18 protein-coding genes are annotated in these 24,264 nt (G+C 57.2%); 12 read left to right on the forward strand and 6 right to left on the reverse strand.

Annotated features, from left to right (window positions below; translation table 11 throughout):
* The first annotated feature begins 13 nt into the window (after window positions 1–13).
* Complete coding sequence (gene moaC, locus FRH_RS13870) at window positions 14–808, forward strand: cyclic pyranopterin monophosphate synthase MoaC (protein ID WP_139528048.1); 795 nt, start codon at window positions 14–16, stop codon at window positions 806–808.
* 45 nt (window positions 809–853) lie between these two features.
* Complete coding sequence (gene moaE / locus FRH_RS13875) at window positions 854–1,288, forward strand: molybdopterin synthase catalytic subunit MoaE (protein ID WP_281998166.1); 435 nt, start codon at window positions 854–856, stop codon at window positions 1,286–1,288.
* Window positions 1,289–1,291: 3 nt separating this feature from the next.
* Here the strand turns inward: moaE and FRH_RS13880 are convergent, their stop codons facing one another.
* Complete coding sequence (locus tag FRH_RS13880; protein WP_281998167.1) at window positions 1,292–2,893, reverse strand: ribonuclease J; 1,602 nt, start codon at window positions 2,891–2,893, stop codon at window positions 1,292–1,294.
* A 273-nt stretch (window positions 2,894–3,166) separates the two neighbouring features.
* Between FRH_RS13880 and purU the strand changes: the two genes are divergently transcribed.
* Together purU and FRH_RS13890 are read left to right on the forward strand one after the other, a co-directional pair.
* Entirely contained in the window at window positions 3,167–4,021 is an 855-nt protein-coding gene (purU, locus tag FRH_RS13885; RefSeq protein WP_139528047.1) for a formyltetrahydrofolate deformylase, read from the forward strand.
* Between the two features lie 15 nt (window positions 4,022–4,036).
* Complete coding sequence (locus tag FRH_RS13890) at window positions 4,037–4,708, forward strand: energy-coupling factor ABC transporter permease (protein WP_153843881.1); 672 nt, start codon at window positions 4,037–4,039, stop codon at window positions 4,706–4,708.
* 37 nt (window positions 4,709–4,745) lie between these two features.
* Here the strand turns inward: FRH_RS13890 and lexA are convergent, their stop codons facing one another.
* Entirely contained in the window at window positions 4,746–5,420 is a 675-nt protein-coding gene (gene lexA / locus FRH_RS13895; RefSeq protein WP_281997051.1) for a transcriptional repressor LexA, read from the reverse strand.
* A gap of 250 nt (window positions 5,421–5,670) precedes the next feature.
* Here lexA and FRH_RS13900 point away from each other — a divergent pair, with 250 nt between their 5' ends.
* From FRH_RS13900 to FRH_RS13915, 4 genes are all read left to right on the forward strand, one after another.
* Complete coding sequence (locus FRH_RS13900; RefSeq protein ID WP_281997052.1) at window positions 5,671–6,348, forward strand: TetR/AcrR family transcriptional regulator; 678 nt, start codon at window positions 5,671–5,673, stop codon at window positions 6,346–6,348.
* On the forward strand, window positions 6,326–6,841 hold the full coding sequence (locus FRH_RS13905) for a L,D-transpeptidase (protein WP_281997053.1): 516 nt from the start codon (window positions 6,326–6,328) through the stop codon (window positions 6,839–6,841). The genes FRH_RS13900 and FRH_RS13905 overlap by 23 nt, the downstream gene beginning before the upstream one ends.
* Window positions 6,842–6,925: 84 nt before the next feature.
* On the forward strand, window positions 6,926–7,936 hold the full coding sequence (gene nagZ, locus FRH_RS13910; RefSeq protein ID WP_139528042.1) for a beta-N-acetylhexosaminidase: 1,011 nt from the start codon (window positions 6,926–6,928) through the stop codon (window positions 7,934–7,936).
* A gap of 43 nt (window positions 7,937–7,979) precedes the next feature.
* On the forward strand, window positions 7,980–8,558 hold the full coding sequence (locus FRH_RS13915; protein WP_139528041.1) for a hypoxanthine-guanine phosphoribosyltransferase: 579 nt from the start codon (window positions 7,980–7,982) through the stop codon (window positions 8,556–8,558).
* Window positions 8,559–8,570: 12 nt separating this feature from the next.
* Here FRH_RS13915 and FRH_RS13920 read toward each other — a convergent pair whose 3' ends face one another.
* Window positions 8,571–9,404, reverse strand: a complete 834-nt coding sequence (locus FRH_RS13920; RefSeq protein ID WP_139528040.1) for a pyruvate, water dikinase regulatory protein — start codon at window positions 9,402–9,404, stop codon at window positions 8,571–8,573.
* 233 nt (window positions 9,405–9,637) lie between these two features.
* On the opposite strand from FRH_RS13920, the gene ppsA reads away from it, so the two are divergent.
* Both ppsA and ggt read left to right on the forward strand, forming a co-directional pair.
* The gene (ppsA, locus tag FRH_RS13925; protein ID WP_139528039.1) at window positions 9,638–12,022 is read left to right on the forward strand and encodes a phosphoenolpyruvate synthase; all 2,385 of its coding nucleotides are present in this window, start codon (window positions 9,638–9,640) and stop codon (window positions 12,020–12,022) included.
* A gap of 152 nt (window positions 12,023–12,174) precedes the next feature.
* Window positions 12,175–13,962: a gamma-glutamyltransferase gene (gene ggt, locus FRH_RS13930; RefSeq protein ID WP_139528038.1), complete on the forward strand. Its 1,788-nt coding sequence runs from the start codon at window positions 12,175–12,177 to the stop codon at window positions 13,960–13,962.
* Window positions 13,963–13,969: 7 nt separating this feature from the next.
* Here the strand turns inward: ggt and FRH_RS13935 are convergent, their stop codons facing one another.
* The 3 genes from FRH_RS13935 to acnB all read right to left on the reverse strand — a co-directional run bounded on the left by FRH_RS13935 (window position 13,970) and on the right by acnB (window position 19,154).
* Window positions 13,970–15,856, reverse strand: a complete 1,887-nt coding sequence (locus FRH_RS13935) for a glycerophosphodiester phosphodiesterase family protein (RefSeq protein ID WP_255303973.1) — start codon at window positions 15,854–15,856, stop codon at window positions 13,970–13,972.
* A 62-nt stretch (window positions 15,857–15,918) separates the two neighbouring features.
* Window positions 15,919–16,413, reverse strand: coding sequence for a ribonuclease E activity regulator RraA (gene rraA / locus FRH_RS13940; RefSeq protein ID WP_153843876.1), 495 nt, complete (start codon window positions 16,411–16,413; stop codon window positions 15,919–15,921).
* A gap of 137 nt (window positions 16,414–16,550) precedes the next feature.
* Entirely contained in the window at window positions 16,551–19,154 is a 2,604-nt protein-coding gene (acnB, locus tag FRH_RS13945; protein ID WP_139528036.1) for a bifunctional aconitate hydratase 2/2-methylisocitrate dehydratase, read from the reverse strand.
* Between the two features lie 516 nt (window positions 19,155–19,670).
* Here acnB and FRH_RS13950 point away from each other — a divergent pair.
* On the forward strand, window positions 19,671–20,327 hold the full coding sequence (locus FRH_RS13950) for a tRNA-(ms[2]io[6]A)-hydroxylase (protein WP_139528035.1): 657 nt from the start codon (window positions 19,671–19,673) through the stop codon (window positions 20,325–20,327).
* 29 nt (window positions 20,328–20,356) lie between these two features.
* On the forward strand, window positions 20,357–24,262 hold the full coding sequence (locus FRH_RS13955) for an AAA family ATPase (protein ID WP_281997054.1): 3,906 nt from the start codon (window positions 20,357–20,359) through the stop codon (window positions 24,260–24,262).
* Window positions 24,263–24,264: the final 2 nt, after the last annotated feature.

Raw genomic sequence — 24,264 nt, forward strand, 5'->3', positions numbered from 1 at the left:
AAAAGGTGACACCATGCAGTTAACCCACCTGAACGCGCACGGCGAAGCCAATATGGTCGACGTCGGCGATAAGCAAGAGACACGTCGAGAGGCCGTCGCCTCGGGGCGTATCGTCATGCAGCCTGCTACCTTGAAGTTGCTGAGCGACGGCGCGTTGCCCAAAGGCGATGTGCTGGCCACGGCGCGTATTGCAGGGATCCAAGCGGCTAAACGCACCCACGAGCTCATTCCTCTGTGCCACTCGCTGGCACTTTCTAAAGTCGCGGTAGAGTTCGACATTGACCATGATCAAGGGTGTGTGAATGTGTCGGCCATGTGCCGTTTGAATGGCCGTACCGGGGTCGAGATGGAGGCGCTGACTGCCGTATCGGTCGCCTGCCTGACGCTTTACGATATGTGTAAAGCGGTCGACAAGGCAATGCGTATCGAAGCGGTACAGCTGGATAGCAAGCAGGGCGGACAGCGCGGCGATTACCGCCGCGACATGACGGCTCCCATCGTCACTGGTGAAGGTGCTGCGGGCGAGGTGAGCCTCGGCGAGCGCTGTGTCTCACCCTGTGTGCGGGTCAAGTTTTTGGCCGAGCTGCGCGAGCGCGTTGGGGAGAGTGATTTGGCCATTGGGTTGGACAAATTGCCAAGCCGTGATGTGGCTGGGCTAAAAGCCGCGCTCAAAGCTCAAGATGCGCGCTTCTCAGTGCTGGCAGACCGTCGAACGCTGTGCGCGATTAACCAGGTGATGGCCAACGACAGCGCACGCATTACCGATGAAGACGAAGTGGCCTTTTTCCCCCCGGTGACCGGAGGCTGAGCCGTGTCCGTTAACGAACAAAAAGCACCCGACATAGGGGTAGTCGTGCAGTCTGCTCCGTTCTCCATGGCCTACGGTTATGAAAGCGCGTTGCGCCAGCGTACCGACATTGGCGCGATCGTCACCTTTACGGGGCTGGTGCGAGATTTCAACGAAACGCCCGACGTCATCGGTTTGACCCTGGAACACTACCCAGGCATGACCGAGCGCACCTTGGGACGTATTGCAGAGCAAGCGTGTCAGCGGTGGTCATTGCAAGCGGTGAGGGTCATTCATCGCGTGGGAGATTTGTCGCCGGGGGATCCCATTGTCAGGGTGCTAGTCGCCAGTGCACATCGCCGAGATGCCTTTGAGGCCTGCGATTTCATCATGGACTATTTGAAGACTCAGGCACCTTTCTGGAAGAAGGAGCGTTCTAGCCAGGGAGCGTACTGGGTGAAAGAGCGCGACACCGATCAGCAAGACGCTGCTCGGTGGTAGTGCTCAAGGCTCGTCGTTCAATTCCTCGATGGTTGGCATCTCGGCGGCCATGATCTGTAGGTGCACCTCGGGCATATGCTGCAAGTGATTCGCCAACCAGTGTACCAACCGAGGCTGTAGCGCATGGCGTAAATCGGCTAGTGTATCTGCGGTGATCTCATCGAGTTGCTCGTCGAGCCACTCGCTAAAGCTGTCTTCATCCATGGGGCTGGCCCCGCTAGCATCCAGCATCAAGCGTCCAATGCGGCACCAGCCCGTCTCAGTGGCAGCTACCGGCAAAGCCAAAAAAAGGCTGCCGCGACGTGCCGAGGAGTGGCCCGTATCCAAGCCAGGATGAGCGACCACGCTATTTTGATTGACGATGCAGGGAGGCTGAGGATAGCGCGTCTCGCAGCGTAACCCTTGCTGGTCGAGTACTAGCATGTCGCCATTCACAGGCGTCAGCGGTGCTTGAATGCCCAGCTCTTCGGCAAGCGCTTGATGCGCCGCTTGATGGCGAGCCTCGCCATGCACCGGTAGCAGCATTTTGGGTCTGACCCACTGATAGAGCTTTCTAAGCTCTTCCTGGGCAGGGTGTCCGGTAGCGTGAAGCTCGGGATGGTGCGTTTCATCGAACAGCGTGACATCGAGTTGCAACAAACGCTTTTTAAGCTGCTCGATGGGGCGCTCATTGCCTGGAATGGCTTTGGCAGAAAAAATCACGCTATCGCCCGGTTCTAAATCGACAAAGGGGTGGCGACGCTGGGCCAAGCGTTGCAAGGCGGCGCGAGGCTCGCCCTGGCTACCGGTGGCAATGATCACGACCTCTTCAGGGGGGAGGTAGCCCAGGTCATGGGCGGGCACCAGGGGCGGGAAGTCGTCCAAATAGCCCAGGCCTCTGGCCACACTCACCATCCGCTCCATCGAGCGGCCCATCAGGCTAACCCGGCGTCCACTCGCCTGGGCTGCCAAACCAATGGCCAATACCCGCGCCAGGTTGCTGGCAAAGCAAGACACGACCACCCTGCCTGTGCAAGCGCTCAGCGTTTTCGCCAACGCCTTGGCTACGTCCCCTTCGCTGGCCGACTGTCCCGGCATGGGCGCGTTGGTTGAATCCCCTACGAGCAAATCGACCGGTGCCAGTGCTCTGAATTGAGCCGCATTGACCGGTGAGCCAATGAGCGGGGTTGGGTCCAGTTTCCAATCACCCGTGTGGAGAATGCGGTAATCCCCCGCTTGCATCATGATGGCGCAGCTCTCGGGGATGGAGTGGGTGACGCTGAGATAGCGAAGGGTGAAGGGGCCACTCTCTACTGCCTCCCCCGGTTCGATGGTCTGGATCGCTGCGCTACTGAGCTGATGTTCGGCAAACTTGTAGCGCAAGAGTCCCGCTGCGAGTGGGGTGGCAAAAATCGGGCAGCCCCATTTGGGCCAAAGCCACGCCACGGCGCCGATGTGGTCTTCATGGCCGTGGGTAATGAACAGGGCTTTGGGGGTGATCTTGAGCGCTTCCAGGGTTTCCGTGTTGGGCACTTGAAGCGGAGAATTCGGCAGGTCTTGGCGAATCATCATGCCGCAATCAACGGCGATCCACTGATCGTCATACCCATACAGCGTGAGGTTCATTCCAATTTCGCCACAGCCACCAAGCGGTAGCAGGCGCAGGGGCGGGCGGCGACGGGGACGAAGTTGAACGCGTGATGGATGCATCAGTTATGAAAAGCCTAGAAAGTAATATCTTAACTATACGGGATGCGGGGGGCGGGTAACAATCATCGCGGCACCAGACCGCGGTGCTTCCTTATCTTGCTTACGTTACACTAATGCGGCTAAAGCGTTTATCTGCCGTTAGGCAGGTGCTTGGCGAGCGTGCCGTTAAATACGTTAAGAGTGTCTGTGATGTCTCATTATTACCGTTTAGTTGTTTCCTGCCCCGATCAGGTGGGCATTGTGGCGCGTGTCTCAAGCTTTATTGCTCAGCAGGGTGGTTCCATTACCGAAGCAAGCCAGCACTCTGATTTAGAGACTGGTCGCTTTTTCATGCGCTATGAAATTCTGGCGGACTCACTGGGTATGTCGGCGGAAGCGTTGCGCACGGCGTTCGAGCCCGTCGCCGCCGAATTCGATATGCAGTGGTCGTTGGTAGATACGCAAAAGCGTCGCCGTGTGGTGCTCATGGTGTCTAGAGAGTCTCACTGCTTGGTCGACTTGCTGTATCGCTGGCAAGCAGGCGAGCTGGATTGCGATATCGTGGGCGTCATTTCTAACCATGACGATATGCGTTCACTCACGGAGTGGTACGGTATTCCCTATCATCACGTACCGGTCGATCCTACCAACAAGCAGCGGGCATTCGATCAAGTGCAAGAGCAGATCGATGCGGCCCGCGCCGACTGTGTGGTGCTGGCGCGCTACATGCAAATACTGCCGCCTTCCCTTTGCGAACGCTATGCGGGCCGAGTCATCAATATCCACCACAGTTTCCTGCCGTCGTTCGCGGGTGCCAAGCCGTATCATCAAGCTTATGAGCGCGGTGTGAAGCTGATCGGTGCGACCTGCCATTACGTCACCGAAGAGCTGGACGCGGGCCCGATCATCGAGCAGGACATACATCGGGTCAGCCATTGCCACACGCCGACCGATCTCGTTCGCTTCGGTCGCGACGTTGAAAAAGCGGTGTTGGCGCGTGGTTTACGCTGGCACTTGGAAGATCGTGTGCTCATTCACGGCAATAAAACAGTCGTCTTTAGTTAATCTACCGGGGGCGCTATGTCGTTTGCACAGAGCGTATTGGCACCATGGGCGCTGGTGATGACGTGGTTGTTGTCATTGGGCATGGTGGGCTGGTGCATTTGGCTGCGCCCTTGGCAACCGTTGCTCGAAGATACCGCGCTCCAACATCGATGGTTGGCCGCGACGCTTGTCGTCATGCTGTTTTGGCAGCTTCGCGCCCAAGCAGTGGATTGGTTGACGCTTCACCTAGTATTTACGGTGTTAATGACGCTGGTCTTTAAAATGCCGTTAGCGCTGCTGAGCAACGTAATGATCAACGCTGCCATGGTAGCGATTGGACGTAACGAGTGGAACCTGCTTGGGGCGAACGTACTGGTGACTGGCATCGTGCCTGCTATGGTGACAGGCATCGTGTGGCGTCTGGTGGATCGCCGCCTGCCGGATAATTTGATGGTGTTCTTATTCGCCTGCGGATTTTTCGGCGCAGCGCTGTCGACGTTAGGTGGCGGGCTTGTCGCGGTGGCGCTCATCATATTGGCGGGCACGGATCCTGAGGCCGTATATCTCGCTCAAGAGTATGCCCGCTTTTTACCGCTGCTGATGCCGTCGGAAGCCTTCATCACCGGGATGCTGCTCAGCATCTTGCTAGTCTACCACCCAAGTTGGGTGGCCACCTTCAATGACCACCGTTACATCGACTCACAGTAAATACACTTCGTGTGCCGGGTCTGACCACGGCCTCAGCTCAGCCGAGCGCTTGTCCGTTTCCGCCCCGAATAACGCCGACGCCGACACCCTCGATATCCAGTTGTTGGGTGCGCAGATCGATCTCGATCGGTGGGAAGTCGGCATTCTCGGCGATCAACGTGACTTGATGGCCCTGGCGTTTAAAACGCTTGACCGTCACTTCGTCTTCTAACCGTGCTACGACGATCTGGCCATCGCGTACGCGATCAGTGCGATGAACGGCCAGAAGGTCGCCTTCCAAAATGCCGACATCTTTCATGGAGAGGCCGCGTACACGTAATAGGTAATCGGCTTTGGGCGTAAAATACTCGGCTGGAAGCGGGCAGTAGCGGTCTATGTGTTCGGCAGCCAAGATTGGACTACCGGCGGCAACTTCGCCAATCACGGGTAGCCCATTGGGTACAGGCTCGGAGGCGGCCGTTGTCGATGCTGGCACTTCGCTAGGTTCCAGCACCTCCTGGTTCGGTAGCCGAATTCCCCGCGACGTATTTCGAATGATGCGTATGGCGCCTTTACGCTCGAGCGCACGCAAATGCTCCTCGGCAGCATTTGGAGAGCGGAACCCTAGCGCCTTGGCGATTTCAGCGCGCGTTGGCGGGTACCCCAGGTCACCCATGGTTTTGACGATGAAATCAAATACGTGCTGCTGACGTGCTGTGAGTGGACGAGACATACCAAACTCCAAAACAGTGAAAAGACAGTAGCTACATGTCGGCTTAATCAGTATGTGTTTAAGTATACAGTATGTTGCTCTGTCCAGTACATGGTCCATGACAAACGCCAGTACATAGCGAGCGCTTTGAAAGCTAGGTAAACAAGGCGCCGCCCATGGACCGTTGGCGAACTGGATAAGTGATTGAGCCTGTCAGACATATGTCATAGTATGCAGCGTTGTTTAAAACACCTGTTTTTTGGAGGGCGAGATGGCCCAATCAGATACGGTAACGCGTATATTAGACACGGCAGAGGTGCTATTTGCAGAGCGAGGCTTTGCCGAGACGTCGCTGCGCAATATCACCAGCAAGGCACGCGTCAATTTGGCGGCCGTCAACTACCACTTTGGTTCCAAAAAAGCGCTGATTCAAGCGGTGTTCGCTCGCTATCTCGATCCGTTTTCGGCACGTTTTCATACGGCACTGGATGAACTCGAGACGCGCCATCAAGGCCAACCGATTCCTTTGGAAGTGCTGCTTGAGACCATGGCGACCACGGTGTTGGCCGTCCCGGCAGAACGCAATAGCCTGAAAGTGTTCATGAGGCTCCTGGGTCTGGCGTATAGCCAGGCTCAGGGGCATTTAAGGCGTTATATTCAGCAGCAATATGGCGACGTGTTTACGCGCTTCACCGAGCTGGTGCGCCAAGCGACCCCAGACCTGCCGGACGCTGAGCGTTTCTGGCGGCTACACTTTATGTTGGGAACGGTGATATTCACGCTGTCAGGCTTGGATGCGCTGCGTGATATCGCCGCCAAGGATTACCAAGAACAGGTCACGGTGCGGGATCTGGTACGACGCCTGCGGCCCGTCGTGGTCGCCGCCATGAATGCGCCGTTGCCCGCCGCGGTTGAAGAGGGTCATCATGAAAACGCCCAAGCTAGCTGAGCTGCCGCCTACACACGGTGGTTGGATAGAGATCGATACCCAGCGTCAGAGACTCTGCTGGTGGCAAGGTAACGATATTCAGCATGAGTGTACGATTTCGACGGGGCTGGCAGGCGTTGGGCAGGAAGAGGGCAGCGGTCAAACGCCGCTTGGCTGGCACTACGTGCGCGCATCGATTGGCCAAGGCTGTCCCGATAACGCGGTATTTCGGGGTCGCCGGTGGACGGGCGAAGTCTATTCGCCAACTCTCGCGGCCAGCTTCCCCAAGCGTGACTGGATCCTGACGCGGATACTTTGGCTATGCGGTTTGGAGCGCGGCGTGAATCGCGGGAGAAACGTCGATTCCCAGCGGCGCTACATATACTTGCATGGCACCCCGGAGGATCAGCCCATGGGCACGCCAGCCTCACACGGTTGTATACGCGTGCGCAATCACGATTTACATTTCCTATTCGATCACGCCCAGCCCGGTACGCCGGTTTGGCTGCATTAAGCCCACCCACAGGACGTCGCGCCAGAATTTTGACACGCCAAGCGGTTAGTCTAGAATGGCGCCCTTTTTGTTGGACTCACCATCATGACGCAACCCATTGGCCCGGTCATGCTCGACCTTGAAGGGCCACAGTTAACCAACGCTGATAAGCGCCTGCTAAAAGATCCTGCCGTAGGCGGTGTGATTCTGTTTGCTCGTAACGTCGAAGACGCGTATCAGGTTCGCAAGCTGTGCGACAGTATTCGTCGTGTGAGAGGCGATTTGCTACTGGGGATTGACCAAGAGGGGGGGCGTGTCCAGCGAATCAAGCAGGGCGTTACCCGGCTACCCGCTATGGCGCGTCTGGGTGAGCTGTTCGCCAGCGACCCGGTCGCGGGTGTGAGTCTTGCCAAAGATACCGGCTGGCTGTTGGGCATGGAGATGGCCGCCTGCGGATTGGATATCAGCTTCGCCCCCGTATTGGACGTTGAGAGTGGCGTGTCCAGCGTGATTGGTGAGCGCAGCTTTAGCAGTGACCCTATTCACGTAGCCAAACTTGGCCATGCGTTTATCGAGGGCTTGCACGAGGCTGGCATGGCCGCTGTGGGTAAACACTTTCCCGGGCATGGGGGCGTGGCGGCAGACTCCCACGTGGCGCTACCCGTCGATGACCGGCCGCTAGCCGAATTGAAAGCGCGCGATCTTGTGCCGTTTCGTGAACTTGCGGGCGTTTTAAACGGCGTCATGCCAGCCCATGTCATTTATTCGGCGTTCGATAAACGTCCCGCTGGGTTTTCGCCGACGTGGCTGGGCATGCTACGCGAATCGCTGGGTTTCAAAGGGTGTATTTTCTCGGATGATTTGAGCATGACCGGGGCGCATGAAGCCGGTGGACCCACGGAGCGCGCCAAGGCAGCTTTGACGGCTGGCTGCGACATGCTGCTGATATGTAACGATCGTGCCGCTGCTCTTGAGGTCGTCCACGCCTGTGAAGGGGTATCGAACAAACGCCCTGCCAAACTGCGTTATGGCCGTGCGAGACCTGATATCGATGCCCTGGCTGCCCTTGGGCGCTGGCGGCGCACTCATGCCAAGCTAGAAGCATTGGCGAATTAATTTTATACCGTTATCTGTTAAGACGTCTTTATGGAGATGGAGCATGTCCAAGTTGGATAAAGAAGCGCTTGAATCGTTGGATTCCATGCGTGAGTTGATGGATAACGCGGATTGCCTGATATCACAGGAGCAGGTAGAGCGAGCGTTGGATCGCATGGCCGAAGAGATCACGCGTGACTTGGGCGACAAGCTGCCGGTGTTTTACTGTGTCATGAACGGTGGTCTCATTACCACGGGCCACTTGTTGACACGTCTAGGCTTTCCATTGGAAGTGGACTATCTACACGCCACTCGTTATCGCAACGAGTTGCGCGGCGGTGAGCTTTTTTGGCGCGTTTCTCCGGAGGTGCCGATGGCGGGGCGTCACGTCGTCATCGTCGATGATATTCTCGATGAAGGCGCGACACTGGCCGCTATTCTCGAATACTGCAAAGAGGCACAGGCCGCCAGTGTCACGACCGCGGTATTAGTCGATAAACAGCATGACCGTAAAGCAGTGCCGGGACTGAAAGCCGACTACTGCAGTTTGGAGGTGGCCGACCGCTACGTTTTCGGTTTTGGTATGGATTACAAAGGCTATTGGCGTAATGCCCCTGGGATTTTTGCGCCTAAGGGCATGTAATCACATCCGCGCCTAGCGAGGAGAGAAACGCCTTGCTAGGCCGGTCTCCGCAATCATTCGCGTTGAAATCTCCTCCACGGAAAACCGCGTCGTATCGATGAACGGAATGTGCATGGTTCGATACAGCGATTCTGCCTGCTCTACTTCCTGCAAACACTGATCCATTGAGCTGTAGCGGCTGTTGGGCCGTCGCTCGTTACGAATGGCCGATAGCCGACGGGCATCGATGGTCAAACCAAACAGTTTGTGTCGATGAGGAGCTAAGGCTTTGGGGAGCTTGAGGTGACCGTCTTCGTCGAGGTCGTCCTCGGTCAGCGGATAGTTGGCGGCGCGAATGCCGAACTGAAGCGCTAGGTATAGCGACGTCGGGGTTTTGCCGCAGCGAGACACCCCGACCAAAATGATGTCGGCTTTGTCGTATTGATGGGTGCGTGCGCCATCATCGTTATCGAGCGCAAAGTGTACCGAGTGGATACGGTCCATATAGACGTCGTCGCTGCCAATGGAGTGAGTGCGCCCGACGCTATACGATGAGTGGGTTTCCAACTCCTGCTCCAGCGGCTCCAGGAACGTCGAAAAAATATCGACCTTGAAGCCCGACGCCTGGCGAATGACGTTACGGATGTTTTGATCCACGATGGTATCGATGATGATTGGCCGATGACCATCGCGGATAGCGGTGGACTCGATGACCTCCGCCAGCGCTTGGGCTTTTTCCACGGTATCGATATAAGGTTTAGTCAGCATGTTGATCTCGACATCGCTGAACTGGGCCAGCAAGCTGCGACCCAAACTCTCTGCGGTAATGCCTGTACCATCGGAAATGAAAAAGGCCGTTCGTTTCATAAACTGTTCCGCCAGCTAGAGATGCGTTAAGCGTCTATTGTGGGCTGCCTCTTCCATCAGCACAATGCTTCTTGCCACTACATAAAACAGCCATATTCGATCGTTGTTGTAAAAATCCTCCACTCCCTTCGCTGTTAGACCAATGGCGAATAGGGCCCCGCAATGCTAGGGTGTCAGCGTCTAACAGTGTCGCCCTGATGGGTTGCAACAGAGTCTGAGAGCGAGGGGGTTGCGTGGAAGAGTACATTCTGTGGTTCGATCAGCTAGGTATGGCAGACGTCGAACGCGTGGGTGGTAAAAATGCCTCGCTAGGCGAAATGATTTCCAACTTGTCGGGTGTTGGCGTCACGGTGCCCGGCGGTTTTGCGACCACGGCCCACGCATATCGTGAGTTTCTGTCCCATGAAGGCTTGAACGACCGCATCAATGACACGCTCGCTCGCCTAGACGTCGACGACGTCAAAGCGTTGGCTGAAGCTGGTAAAACGATCCGCCAATGGATCATCGAGACACCGCTGCCCCCCGCTTTCGAAAAATCCCTGCGTGATGCCTATGAGCAACTCCAGGCGCAGCATCCCAACCTAAAAGTGGCCGTGCGCAGCTCTGCCACGGCTGAAGATCTGCCCGATGCCTCCTTTGCAGGGCAGCAGGAAACCTTCTTGAACATCGAGGGTTTTGCCAACATCAAGCACGCCGTGCATGAAGTGTTTGCCTCGCTCTTCAATGATCGCGCAATCTCTTACCGCGTGCACCGTGGCTATGCCCACGAAAACGTGGCCCTGTCAGCGGGCGTCCAAAAGATGGTGCGTTCCGAAACGGGTGCTTCCGGGGTGATGTTCACGCTCGATACGGAGTCGGGCTACCGTGATGCCGTGTTCGTCACGGCCTCATGGGGGCTGGGCGAAACCGTGGTGCAGGGAGCCGTCAATCCTGACGAGTTCTATGTTCACAAGCCCACCCTGGCTGCCGGCCGTCCGGCGGTGTTGCGCCGTACGTTAGGGTCCAAGTTGATCAAGATGGTTTACGGCCAAGATGCCAGTGCCGGTAAGTCCGTCGAAACTGTCGATGTGCCCTTTAAAGACCGCGGTCGCTTTTGTATTGATGATGAGCAGGTCATGGATCTGGCGCGCCAGGCCGTGATCATCGAGCAGCACTACCAACGCCCCATGGATATCGAGTGGGCACTGGACGGTGACGACGGCAAGCTCTACATCGTGCAAGCACGTCCTGAAACCGTGGTGTCTCAGCAAGAGGGTGGCAAGCTCGAGCGCTTTCAACTGCGTGAGAAAGGCCGCACCCTGATTACTGGTCGTGCCATCGGTCAGCGTATCGGGCGAGGGGCGGTCAAGATCGTTCTTAGCCCTGACGAAATGGACAAAATTCAGGAAGGCGACATTCTAGTGACCGACATGACGGACCCTGATTGGGAGCCGATCATGAAGCGCGCATCGGCCATCGTGACCAACCGCGGCGGCCGTACCTGCCACGCGGCGATCATCGCGCGTGAGCTGGGCATTCCGGCCGTGGTGGGCTGTGGCGACGCTACCACGCAGCTGCAGGAAGGCATCGACGTGACGGTTTCCTGTGCGGAGGGTGATACTGGCCACGTTTATGAAGGGCTGTTGGCTTTTGATTGTAATGTGTCCAGCGTCGATTCGATGCCGGAAATCCCGTTCAAAATCATGATGAACGTGGGTAATCCGGATCGTGCGTTTGGCTTTGCCAGTCTGCCTCATGCCGGTGTCGGCTTGGCGCGTCTGGAGTTCATCATCAACCGCATGATTGGCGTGCATCCGAAAGCGCTGCTCGAGTACGATACGCTGCCTGCGGATCTTCAGCAGGTCATCGATCTACGTACTGCTGGCTATGCCGATCCGGTGAGCTTCTACGTCGATAAGCTGGTGGAGGGAATTTCCACGCTAGCTGCCGCTTTTCATCCGCAGCGCGTGATCGTTCGGTTGTCGGATTTTAAGTCCAACGAGTATGAAAACCTGATAGGCGGTAAGCTCTACGAGCCTGGTGAAGAGAACCCCATGCTGGGTTTCCGTGGGGCTTCTCGCTATATCTCCGAGGCATTTCGTCCTTGTTTCGAGCTCGAATGTCGCGCGCTGAAACGTGTGCGTGACGACATGGGGCTGAACAACGTCGAAATCATGGTGCCGTTCGTCCGTACCACGGATGAAGCGCGTGAAGTGGTCGATCTGCTAGCGGCTAACGGTTTGCAGCGTGGCGGTGATGAGCACCCTGATGGTTTGAAGGTCATCATGATGTGTGAATTGCCCGCCAACGCGCTATTGGCGGACGAGTTCCTCGAGTATTTCGATGGCTTCTCCATTGGCTCGAATGACCTTACCCAGTTAACGCTGGGCTTGGATCGGGATTCAGGCATCGTGGCGCACTTGTTCGACGAGCGTAACCCTGCAGTGAAAAAGCTGCTCGCCATGGCGATCAAAGCTTGTAAGGAGAAAGGTAAGTACGTGGGTATCTGTGGCCAAGGGCCGTCTGACCACCCAGATCTTGCCAAGTGGTTGATGGAGCAGGGGATCGATTCGGTGTCGCTCAACCCTGACGCCGTGCTCGAAACGTGGTTCATGCTAGCGGGGGAAACCATCGCCTAAGCTTGCGACCTTGAAATTAGCCTGCTTGCTATTTTACGCCCGGCCATTGTGCCGGGCGTCCTCGTTTTATAGGCTAAGCTGTTGTTTGAATGTCAACCGGGCGCTTTCGTCTGGGTGGCTAACGTCTGCGCTAAGGTTCAAGGAGAAAAGCGATGCGTCCAACAAGGGCTCTCTCACTCACTGGTTTACTGCTGGTGCCCATGGTGAGTTGGGGGTTTAGCTACGAAACCCCTTCTATTACCCCAGAAGTTGGATCGGGTTTCGAAGAGAAACCTGGCTGGGCAGCCGAGACCTTTGCCGTGGCCGCTGCCAACCCGTTGGCCACCGATGCAGGCTACCAAGTGCTCAAGGCGGGAGGAAATGCCATTGATGCGGCAGTCGCCGTGCAAATGGTACTGACGCTGGTCGAGCCGCAGTCCAGCGGTATCGGCGGCGGGGCGTTTCTAATGCACTTTGACGGGGCGGACGTGCAAGCTTATGACGGGCGTGAAACGGCCCCTGCCACGGTGACAGGCGAACTGTTCATGGAAAATGGTGAGCCGTTACCCTTCATGGGCGCCGTTGCCAGTGGTCTCTCCGTGGGAGTGCCGGGTACCGTCCGCATGCTGGAGCAGGCCCACGCTGAGCATGGTCAGCTCCCTTGGCGAGAGCTTTTTACACCCGCCATCACGTTGGCAGAAGAGGGGTTTGCCGTCAGTCAGCGACTGCATACCAGTCTTGCCAACGACGAGGCCTTGCGACAGAACGAGCGTGCTCGGGCATTTTATTACACCGCCGAGGGCGAACCGCTTGAAGTCGGCACCTCCCTGAAAAATCCTGCGTTGGCGGCCATTTTGCGCCGTATCGCGGATGAGGGAAGCGCCGCATTCTATGAGGGGGCGGTCGCGGAGGATTTGGTAGAGCAAGTGCAGTCACACCCGGTGCGGCCCGGTACCATGACGCTGGAGGATATCAGCGGTTATCAGTCGTTAGCGCGTGAGCCGCTGTGTACGCCCTGGCAGCAGTGGGAAGTATGTGGTTTTCCTCCGCCCTCATCTGGTCATCTTACCGTCATGCAGATTCTGGGCATGATGGATCAGCAGCCGCTGCTTGAAGCGCCGTTGGAGGATGGCGTGACCAGCAGTGGTTGGTTGCATCAGTTCTTGGAAGCTTCTCGACTCGCCTTTGCTGACCGTGGACGTTACATCGCCGATCCTGATTTCGTCGACGCGCCGGGCGGTGACTGGTCACTGATGTTGGCACCCGATTATCTGGACAAGCGCAGCCAATTGATTGGCGACGAAAGCATGGGTGAGAGCGCCGAGCCGGGCAACCCAGGGGAACTGGCCGTCAGCTTTGCCAGCCAGCCGGAACAGCCTGAGTACGGTACGAGTCATATCAGTATCGTCGATGCCGACGGCAATGCGATTGCAATGACGACCACCATCGAGCAGGCCTTTGGATCGCGGCTGTTAGCGGACGGCGGCACCGATTTGCCGGGCGGCTACTTGCTCAACAATGAGCTGACGGATTTCTCTTTTACCCCAGAAATCGATGGTCAGCCGGTGGCCAACCGTGTCGAGCCAGGTAAACGTCCTCGCTCAAGCATGAGTCCTACGCTGGTTTTCGATCAAGAAAGCGGCGAGTTAGTGGCGAGCCTGGGGTCTCCCGGTGGCGCGGCCATCATTCATTATACCGCGCGCACCCTGGCGGCCATGCGTGATTGGGGGCTGAACGCTCAAGAAGCGCTCAATCTACCTCATGCCATCACGCTGGGTGGTGATGTCTATCTAGAGGAGGGGCGTTTTCCAGATTCGACCATCGAAGCGTTGCGCGAACGTGGTCACACCGTCAGCGAACGTGAGCTGACAAGCGGCCTGCAAGCGATTCGGCGCTTGGAGGATGGCACTCTATTTGGCGGAGCCGATCCTCGCCGTGAAGGCGTTGTCATGGGCGAGTGAACCCGATTCACTGGCGTAGCCAGTTGCGAAGTTTGACCAGCATGAGGCCGCCGTCGCTCAGCGATCGGCGGTCTTCTATTAGCTCACGAAGCCGATCAGGGTAGTCGGTAATGATCGCATCGACACCCAAATCGATGAGTGTCGACATTCTCGCTCGATCATTGACCGTCCAAGCATGGATCTCATACCCAAAGCTTGCCGCCAAGCTGACCTCTTGACCCGTTATACGATTATGGCGCAAGCCCAGGGCGTCAAATTGGCGGCGATCCAGGGTGCCTGGCAATATCAGTTGCGCCAGCAGCGTAACCCTTAGTTCGGGAGCCCTTGCTTTGATGTAACGCACCAGATCAGGCGACATGGTCGCGATGCGCATCTCCATTAGCGCGTTGGGAAAGCCACAAGCGGTCATGCCGCTCAGGGCGCTTTGCTGCGTGGCCCAACAGCGATAGCGCAGATCGCTCTCTTCTTGGAGAGCATCGATGACGGCTTGAGCAAGCATCTGCTCTTGGCCCGGTAACGCTTTCATGTCGATCATTAGTGACGCCCGTCCGCGCACGATGCCAAGAGCGTCATCCAGCCCCGAGATGCGCTCGTTTTGAAAAGCATCGCCAAACCAACTGCCGACATCGAATTCGCTCAGTTCACGACGAGTCAGATCGCCGAATTCCCTTGGGTCGCCAGTGAGGCGGGCGAGCGTTCGATCGTGATAGAGCATGACCTGCTGGTCGGCGCTCAAACGTACATCGAGTTCAACGGCGTCGGCGCCATCTTCTAGTGCTTGTGATACGGCGGCCAGGGTGTTTTCCGGTGCTACCATGGAGCTACCCCGATGGGCGATGATGGTGACGTTGTCGCGAATGTCAAAGCTGTTGAGAATCCACCACGCCTGCAGGCCAGCGAGCAGCAGCACACAGAGCTCCAGCGCCCAGGCCATGCGACCCGTATGTGCATTGGATGATGGCGGTGCCGGACGTGTTTTGTGATGGGCGAGTTGCATATACAGACACGCCGACAGCAAGGCATTGGTGGTAATCCCCAAAAACGTCATGGCCAGAGTGATGAGCACATAGCCGGTCAAGTAGACCAGCATGGCCGGTATCAACAGGGCATTGTGTTCCGGCAGCCACCACAGTAGCGGGGTGACCACGCTGTCGAATAGCCAAGTAGTGAGGATCGGCAAGCTAATGATGATGGCCAGCAGGATGAGGACGGCTGCGCCAATCGAGCGATGCCAGCCGCGGGTCAAATGCACGCTGTGTTTTAGCGCCTGGAGAGGCGAGTAGGCTTCTAATGCCACGAGCGGCAGCGCCAGTAGCCAGCGCAGGTAAAGCCAAGCGGCTAGCAGCATCCATAGCAGAACGAGGGGTAGCGCACAGGCCAGAAAATACCACAGTACGGGGGGGCGAATGCGCTGCAGGTAATAAGGGTCGAGGCCGCTTAGCCAAAGATCGTAGAGCCATGTGAGCGCTACCATGAAGGGGGCCAGAAGTAGGAGATGACTTCCGACTTGTAAAACGACCAGCACGGCTAGCGCCGGCAGACGTCGCGTGCCTAACCACAGTGCCTCCAGGGCCAGTCGGTAGTGATGGTCTTTCGGCCTGACAGCGACATGTAACATACCCGCTTGCTGCCAGTAGATAAGTAAAAACGTCAGGCCGAAGCCGACGAGCATGACCAGTAACCCCAGGGGGCTGAACAGCAGCGCGAGTAGGGCGTCTGTGGTCACCACCGTGCGGTTTAGCTGTGCTAGAAAACGCTGCGACAGCCAGGCAACCGTAGGCAGCAGCAGAGCGGATGCCAGTAAGGTAAACAGTAGGTGATAAGCAATCAGTGGTCGAAGGTGGTCTCGCAGGGTACGAAGAAGGGCGTGGCCTAATAGAGTGAGCGGCTGCATGGTCACGAAAGTGTCAAAGTAAAGCTTCAGGGTGGCACTCTCTGCCACCCCTGGCAAGTATGCTAAGAGAGTTTGAGCGGCTGTTCGGCGATGATGATGCCGTTGTTGTCAGCATAAAGCCACTGACCAACCCTAAGCGTAACGCCTGCAAAGGTCACGGCAAGGTCACGCTGGCCCTCACCGCGCTTGTCACTTTTGCGGGGATGACTGCCGAGGGCTTGGATACCTAAAGGCAGTGTTGCAAGAATATCGACATCTCGTACACAGCCGTACATGACGACTCCCGCCCAGCCGTTTTGTGCGGCTTTCTCTGCCAACATATCGCCTAACATGGCACAGCGATGCGATCCACCCGCATCGACCACCAGGACGGCCCCTTCGCCTGGTTCCGCCACGGCTTGTTTGACCAGCGAATTATCTTCGAAGCATTTCACGGTGCGAATGGGGCCATAAAAATTGTCGACACCGCCAAAGTTAGCGAAGAGAGGCTCTAGTACCTCTACCTCGGGATAGGCATCGCATAGATCGGGGGTGATCACTGCGCTTGTCGTTGTCATGGGTAACTCCTTGATTGAATGTGCCATAAAAAAACGCCCCTACCATCGAAGGAAGGGGCGTTTTGTCATCGACTCAGCGAGGGATTAGCCTGGCTGCGATGTTGCGAGCATCGGCGATGGGTCGGTGCCACGGGCTATCAGGCCTCTTGGGCGACCGGTATCACGTTCGAGGCAATCTTTTGATACTCCTCGATTTCGTGGAAGTTCATGTAACGATAGATCTCACCTGCCAGGGCGTCAAACTCGCCCATGTAACGCTGATACTCATCAACGGTGGGCAGACGACCTTCTACAGCGGCAACCGCTGCCAGCTCTGCTGAGGCGAGGTAGACATTGGCACCATCGCCTAGACGGTTCGGGAAGTTACGTGTAGACGTGGACACGACGGTGCTTTTCGCGGCAACGCGTGCCTGGTTACCCATACACAGAGAGCATCCCGGCATTTCCATGCGAGCGCCTGCACGGCCATAGATGCCGTAGTAACCCTCTTCGGTCAGCTGATGCTGATCCATTTTGGTCGGCGGTGCGAGCCACAGACGGGTTTTCAGGCTGCCCGCAGGCTGTTTTTCGAGTAGCTTACCGGCCGCGCGGAAATGACCGATATTGGTCATGCACGAACCGATGAACACCTCGTCGATTTTCTCACCAGCCACGTCGGACAGAAGACGCGCATCATCCGGGTCGTTCGGTGCACATAAAACTGGCTCTTTGATGTCAGAGAGATCGATTTCGATGACTTCGGCGTACTCGGCGTCTTTGTCGGCGCGCATTAGGCTCGGATTGGCCAGCCACGCTTCCATGCCTTCGATACGACGGCTGATGGTGCGCTCGTCGCCGTAGCCATTAGCAATCATCCACTTGAGCAGCGTGATGTTGGATTTCAGGTACTCCGTCACGCTCTCTTCAGACAGCGTGATGGTACAGCCAGCGGCGCTGCGCTCGGCGGAGGCATCGGAGAGTTCGAATGCCTGCTCGACGGTGAGGTCTTCCAGGCCTTCGATTTCAAGTACGCGGCCCGAGAAGGCGTTTTTCTTACCGGATTTCTCGACGGTCAGTAGGCCTTGTTTGATGGCGTACAACGGAATGGCGTGAACCAAGTCGCGCAGCGTGACGCCCGGCTGGCGCTTGCCTTTGAAACGCACCAAAACGGATTCCGGCATATCCAGCGGCATCACGCCCGTGGCCGCCGCAAACGCGACCAAGCCCGAACCGGCGGGGAAGGAAATGCCCAGCGGGAAGCGGGTGTGCGAGTCACCGCCGGTGCCCACGGTATCCGGCAGCAGCATGCGGTTTAGCCAGCTGTGGATAATGCCGTCACCTGGGCGCAGCGAAACGCCGCCTCGGTTCATGATGAAGTCCGGCAGGGTGTGGTGAGTGTCTACGTCAACCGGTTTCGGATAAGCCGCCGTGTGGCAGAACGATTGCATGACCAGATCGGCTTGGAAACCAAGACAAGCAAGATCTTTCAGCTCGTCGCGGGTCATTGGGCCCGTGGTGTCCTGGGAGCCTACGGTGGTCATCTTCGGTTCGCAGTACATGCCGGGACGAACGCCGTCCATGCCGCAAGCCTTACCCACCATCTTCTGCGCTAGCGTAAAGCCTTTGCCAGTATCGGCCGGCTGATCGGGCAGTCGGAAAACGTCTGAAGGCGCCAAGCCTAGCGACTCGCGCGCTTTACCGGTCAGGCCCCGGCCGATGATCAGTGGAATACGGCCACCTGCGCGAACTTCGTCGAGAATGAGCTGAGTTTTCAGCTCGAAGGTGGTCAGCACGTCATCGGTACCGTGTTTGCACACCTTGCCTTCATAGGGGTAAACGTCGATGACGTCGCCCATTTCTAGTTTGGAAACGTCCATTTCTACGGGCAGCGCACCGGAGTCTTCCATGGTGTTGAAGAAGATAGGCGCAATTTTGCCACCGAAGCAGAAACCACCGGCGCGCTTGTTCGGGACATAAGGAATGTCGTCACCGAAGAACCACAGCACGGAGTTGGTAGCAGACTTACGCGAAGAGCCGGTGCCAACGACGTCGCCGACATAGGCCACTGGGAAACCTTTGGCTTTGACGTCTTCGATCTGCTTGAGCGGGCCCGTGGAGCCCGGTACTTCAGGCTCGATGCCTTCGCGCTCGTTTTTGAGCATGGCGTTGGCATGCAGCGGAATATCGGGGCGTGACCATGCATCCGGGGCGGGGGAGAGGTCATCGGTGTTGGTTTCACCGGGTACCTTGAAGACGGTCAGGGTGATTTTCTCTTCTAGCGCGGGCTTGGAGAGGAACCATTCGGCATCGGCCCAGGATTGAATCACGTCTTTGGCAACGACGTTGCCTTTCTTGGCACGCTCTTCCACATCGTGGAAGGCATCGAACATTAGCAGGGTGTGCTTCAGCTGTTCACCTGCTTCACGGGCTAGCTCTTCATTATCAAGTAGCTCTACCATCGAAACGATGTTGTAGCCGCCTTGCATGGTGCCGAGCAGTTTGACCGCGTGAATTTTATCGATCAGCGGAGAGGTCGCTTCCCCTTTGGCAATGGCCGTCAAGAAGCCAGCTTTGACGTAGGCGGCTTCGTCGACACCGGGAGGAACGCGATTGGTGATTAAGTCGAGAATGAATTCCTCTTCACCGGCCGGGGGCGCTTTGAGTAATTCGATCAAGGCCGCGACTTGCTCGGCGGTCAGGGGCTTGGGGGGGACGCCCTCTGCGGCGCGTTCCTCGACATGTTGGCGGTAAGCTTCAAGCACGTTGGGGCCCTCTCATCTTCTTGGTAGTGATGACTCAGTGGTGCCGAACGACTGCTAGCACGGTGGGTGAGGCGTTCGGACACGTGACAGACGCTTGACAAACAGCGTCTGGTGGATGAGCGGGATTCTACGGGAAACTGTCGACAATGTTAAGAAGCCAAGCTAAGTGCTTGCTTGTACTTTATGTTGAGGTGCTGTTTTTTGGCTCCTTCTAAGCCGTTTTTTTCGTTACTGTGCTCCCTAGCTGAAAGTTTTTTACCAATCGGGCTGTTTTACGGTAAGCGCGGGTGTGATTATTGTTATGCCGCGTTACCATGGCCATAGACGAGGGTTAACGCGTCACCACTAGGTTTATGGGGTGTGTGGAGCATCAAATAAACCAAGCTTATATATTAGCGATATGCTATATGGAAATTGGAGCGCCATAGTAATAAGTGGCCTTCGGTTTTTAGGGAACAAACGCCAACGGCGTTTATATGTTGTACAATAGTGTGATAAACGCTCGGTAGCGGTAATATGTCTATACAATTAGTCGAACTTAAAACAGCAGACCACGCCATGCAGGCGGAAGATTTGCTGCCAGAAAGCCTGCATGCGTTTCTGGCCTGCCCCACACCGGATAGCTGGCTTCAGTGGGCGCTTACCAATCCGGACATACTGCTGATCGATCATGCGCAGTGCGAAAAGAAAGCGGCTTCTACGGCCATGAGCCTACTGTATCGCTACGTCGATCAACCGCTGTTGCTCAGTAAAATGTCTCAGTTGGCCCGTGAAGAGCTGCTCCACTTCGAGCAGGTAGTCGGTCTCATGGAGAAGCGCGGAGTGACGTACCATCACCTCACTGCGTCGCGCTATGCCGAAGGGCTGCGACAGCATGTGCGCAGTCATGATCCAGAGCGCTTGATCGATGTATTGATTATCGGTGCCCTGATCGAAGCGCGTAGCTGTGAGCGGTTCGCACGTCTCATCCCTTATCTCGACGAAGAGCTGGCAAAGTTTTACCGCACGCTTGTGAAATCCGAAGGACGCCATTTCGAAGATTATCTGCTGTTGGCGCGTCAACAGACTGCAGAGCCGATCGATGATCGTATTGCCTTCTTTATCGCACGTGAAGCGGAGTTGATCACTGCTCCGGATACGGCGTTTCGTTTTCATAGCGGTGTGCCCGCCTAAGCCGCCGCTAGCCAGGCAGGAAGTATTCCATGCGCGATGCTCAACAGACAGATCAGCTGACCTTGTTTGGTCACTTCTCCTTGACGCAGGGAGAGGACGTACTCACTCATTTTAGTTACGACAAAGTGAAAGCTCTGCTGGTGTACCTGCTGTTGCATCGCCAGCCGGTCAATCGGGCAGCGCTGGCAGAGCTGCTCTGGCCAGATCAGGGATTATCGTCTGGCCGTACCAACTTGCGCCATGCGCTGCACTGCCTGCGGCAGTCGATGGGGGAAAGCGCTGACCAAGTGCTGAACGTTTCTCGTCAGACGATCGCTTTTCATCTACCTGCCCATTGGCAAGTCGATCTACACGATTTGCAGCAATTGCTGGAAGGCCCAAAGGATCTTGATACGCTCGAAGAGGTAATGGCCTGCTACCAGGGTGACCTCATCGAGGAGCTGCAGTTGTCCAACTGTAGCGAGTTTCAGCGCTGGCTGGTGCAGGTGCGTAACGAATGGCGCCAGCGTGTCATACGCTTCGCCGAACAGGTGTTGGAGAGCCATGACGAGACGCCTAACGATATGCTGGAGGGCTTGGTAAGCCGCTTTTCAGGCTATGGACCTTTCCATGAGCGGTTGGTGCGCCAGTTGGCGGAGCAGAATCAAATGGCGGCTGCTCATGAGCAATACAATAGCTACTTACAGTTGCTGGCGCTGTCGGGCCAGCAACCTGAGCCTAGTTTTTTGCAATTGGCGAGCTATTGGTCCGACGGCCACCATGACCCACGAGCGATGTCTCCCCAGGGAGCTTTCTCTCGTGCGTTGGCCGCCGATAGCAAGCCGCTGCGTGAAGATGAGATCGAACTTCGCCAATTGTCGGTCATGGCGATTCGTTTACGTTTGAAAGGGGACTGGCAAGATCGCGCAGCCACCCGTAACTGCCTGGCGCTTCAACTGGAACTGATGCGCTGGCTAGAACAGCAGTGCCATCACTTGGGTGGTTTTTGGTTGCCAGGAGCCACAGGGGGATTGGGGTTGGCGTGCTTTGGTACTCATGGTCCGGCGCACCAGCTTGCCGAGCTAGTGGCGCTTTACGAGCATTGCCAGCAGGCGCTCACTCAAGAAACCGAACGCCACTGGAGTGGTGACGGCGAGGCCCCCACCTTCGAGCTAGCGGCAGGTCTCAATAGTGGACGGGTAGTCTATTTGCCCGAGCGTCAGCTAGCCGACCCCCTGGGCCAGGTCACTCAGGTATCGCTCGAGTTGATGAGTGCCGCCGAAGGCAGTGAACTGGTGATTTCCCAAGAAGCCAGTCAGCACATGCCGCCGGCGCTAGACCTACAGCCGCGTTTGGTCTCGCGGCTGGTGGCCAGTGATGGACGCGTTCGCTTACGCGCACTGGTGTTGGGCCAGAACGAGGGTGGCCGCGACGCGCTACCGCCAAGCTTGGTCGGCCGCGAGACGTCGCTGCGAACCCTGCGCGATGCTCTGGCGCGCGCAGGTATTGGTTTACGCCAAAGCGTTCTCGTACGCGGTGCCTCTGGAATGGGGAAATCGGCGTTGATGGTGGGGTTTCGTCAGCTAGAGCTAAGCCGCGACGCTGCAATCTGTTGGCAGCCTACCACGCGCTTGTCCGTACTAGAGCCCTATGGGGTGGCGCGAACGCTGCTGGCGTGGCACCTGGACACTACGCCGACGTTAGCAGGGTTGCACCAGTTGCAAGCAGCGCTAGGCGACGCGCCGTTGGACGCTGCGCGTCAACAATTGCTGGAAGAAGCGCTAGGGGTGAGAGACGTTCAGGAAATTACCCAGCTCACGCAAAATGGTGAAGCGGTCGAGCTGGTCGTGAAGCTGCTGCATCGTCTGATCGATCAGCGCGCTAGTGCCCAGACGCTCGTCTTGATGGTCGATGACTTGCAGTGGCTAGACGAGCCCTCCTTCAAGGTCCTTGCTGGTTTACAGGCCCGCCTGCCGATCAATACGGCCTTCATGCTGGTGGCTAGCCATCACGGTCGAGAGGCGCTGCCGGTCAAGCTGCATTGGGATCAACAGATCAGCCTCGGAAAGCTTGATGCACTGCAATCCTCGCGGCTGCTCTCGCAGTTGTCGCGTCGCTACCGTATGCATTTGAGTCCCCGTTTGCGCAACCAGATCATTGAGCGCTGTGACGGCGTCCCGCTCTATATGCAGGAGATTTGCCGACGGCTCGATATGGATCGACGCGAAGGTCGCAGCGTTCAGTTCGACGAGTTGCCCAAGGGTTTACTGGGGCTGTTGGCGAGTCGTATCGACCAGTTGGAAGGCGATCGAGAGATTGCTCATATTGCCGCCGTTCTGGGCAAGCGTTTTCGCTTGGATTTCTTGGCTGAATGCAGCGGATGGGAGAAGGCGCGGCTCTCGCAAGCGGTGGAGCACATGCGTCAACTGGAGGTCATCGAGCCGGTTGATAAAGAGAGCGCTGAGCACGAATACCAGTTTAGCCATCAGTTGCTGCAGGAGGCGGCGTACCTCTCCTGTCCTCGCGACGTGCGGGTCAAGTTACACCAGCAGGTCGTTACCTTGATCGAAGAGCGTTTCCCAGTATGGATCAGCCGCCATCCTGGAGATTTCGCGACTCACCTACGGCGTAGCGGTCACTATGCCCGGGGTGCGCGCTATTTCGAGCTGTCTGCCCGTGAAGCGCTAAAAGTAAGCGCCAACCGAACGGCGCTGCGGATGGCGGACTTTGGTTTGGCGAGCTTGCGCCATGTCGAGCATGAGGTGGAGCGCGAGGTGAGTCTGCTGACCGTTCGTGGCCAAGCAGCCTTTGCGCTAGAGGGCCACGGCTCGCCCACGGCTCATGAGAGTTTCGTGCGCGCGCGGGAGTTACTGCGTCAATCGGGTGGCGATACGCCGGACGACCCGGAGGATCTCGAGCAAATTTTCTTGGTGAAGTGGGGGCTATGGGTGGGCCGCAGCCAGCGCTATGCCCATGCAGATGCGTTTGCCCTCGCCTCGACGCTAGCAGATATCGCCGAACGCCTGGAGGACCCCCGCTATCGGCGTCTGGCCGACTACGCCCGGGCACACTGTGAATATTGGGCAGGGCGCATTCAGCAGGCTCATGATCACTTGGATGAAATCGATCCACTCAATGCGCCCATGATGATCGAGTGGCTGCCGTTTTCGGATCACCCGCAGGTAACGGCGGCCTGCTTTCAGGGGTGGGCGCTCTGTTTGCGCGGTGACTATCAGCGCGCCGAACGACACGTGTCGTCGGCCATTCGGTTGGCCGAGAAAATCGGCCATCCAGGGACACTGGCCATGGCGCTGTTGTTCGCCGCCGCTTTGTATCGCCAGCTGGGCCATGTACATCTCGCTGCCCGTCACGCTGAGCGTGCGGCGGCGATGACGGGAACGCCTGATCTACAGCTGTGGCAGATTTCTGCTCAGGGCATGCTGGGCTGGCAGAAGGCCATGGCGGGAGATCATGCCGGGTTGGTGCAACTGAGAGACAGTCTGGATCAGATGGCCGAGCTGAACGGGCGTGACCGGTTCCAACGTCCTGTTTTATGGTATTCGGACGCCTGTATCGAGCTTGGTGAGTTGAAGGCCGCCGAAGAGTACCTGGATCAGTGCTTGGTGATTGCCCGAGAGCGCACCACACTATTTTTGCCCGAGCTGGCGACACAGCTGGCTAGGGTGCGTGATTTGCTGGGTCATCCCGCCAGTGAAGTGAGAGCCTTGGCCGATATGGCAATCAACCAGGCGCGAGAACATGGCAATCGCCATCAGGAACTAGCGGCCCTGGAGCTCTGGTTGACGCGTATTGCTCCCCATGACCAGGCGGCAAAAGAAGCGTTCCGGCGCCTGTTGGGGGAGGTAAGTCATAGTGATGCGCCGGTGCTGGTGCGCTGGGTAAGCTTGTTGGATCGACGTTTGCCTCACACGCTAAGCGTCGAAAAGGAGACGTAGGC

The sequence above is a fragment of the Halomonas sp. A020 genome (genome assembly GCF_027943625.1).
GTDB lineage: Bacteria > Pseudomonadota > Gammaproteobacteria > Pseudomonadales > Halomonadaceae > Vreelandella > Vreelandella piezotolerans.

Excerpts from the sequence above, each read along its gene's own strand:
- moaC (WP_139528048.1), top strand. The coding sequence starts at position 14 with ATGCAGTTAACCCACCTGAACGCGCACGGCGAAGCCAATATGGTCGAC.
- FRH_RS13880 (WP_281998167.1), bottom strand. The coding sequence starts at position 2,893 with ATGAACCTCACGCTGTATGGGTATGACGATCAGTGGATCGCCGTTGAT.
- purU (WP_139528047.1), top strand. The coding sequence starts at position 3,167 with ATGTCTCATTATTACCGTTTAGTTGTTTCCTGCCCCGATCAGGTGGGC.
- FRH_RS13890 (WP_153843881.1), top strand. The coding sequence starts at position 4,037 with ATGTCGTTTGCACAGAGCGTATTGGCACCATGGGCGCTGGTGATGACG.
- lexA (WP_281997051.1), bottom strand. The coding sequence starts at position 5,420 with ATGTCTCGTCCACTCACAGCACGTCAGCAGCACGTATTTGATTTCATC.
- FRH_RS13900 (WP_281997052.1), top strand. The coding sequence starts at position 5,671 with ATGGCCCAATCAGATACGGTAACGCGTATATTAGACACGGCAGAGGTG.
- FRH_RS13905 (WP_281997053.1), top strand. The coding sequence starts at position 6,326 with ATGAAAACGCCCAAGCTAGCTGAGCTGCCGCCTACACACGGTGGTTGG.
- nagZ (WP_139528042.1), top strand. The coding sequence starts at position 6,926 with ATGACGCAACCCATTGGCCCGGTCATGCTCGACCTTGAAGGGCCACAG.
- FRH_RS13915 (WP_139528041.1), top strand. The coding sequence starts at position 7,980 with ATGTCCAAGTTGGATAAAGAAGCGCTTGAATCGTTGGATTCCATGCGT.
- FRH_RS13920 (WP_139528040.1), bottom strand. The coding sequence starts at position 9,404 with ATGAAACGAACGGCCTTTTTCATTTCCGATGGTACAGGCATTACCGCA.
- ggt (WP_139528038.1), top strand. The coding sequence starts at position 12,175 with ATGCGTCCAACAAGGGCTCTCTCACTCACTGGTTTACTGCTGGTGCCC.
- FRH_RS13935 (WP_255303973.1), bottom strand. The coding sequence starts at position 15,856 with ATGCAGCCGCTCACTCTATTAGGCCACGCCCTTCTTCGTACCCTGCGA.
- rraA (WP_153843876.1), bottom strand. The coding sequence starts at position 16,413 with ATGACAACGACAAGCGCAGTGATCACCCCCGATCTATGCGATGCCTAT.
- FRH_RS13950 (WP_139528035.1), top strand. The coding sequence starts at position 19,671 with ATGTCTATACAATTAGTCGAACTTAAAACAGCAGACCACGCCATGCAG.
- FRH_RS13955 (WP_281997054.1), top strand. The coding sequence starts at position 20,357 with ATGCGCGATGCTCAACAGACAGATCAGCTGACCTTGTTTGGTCACTTC.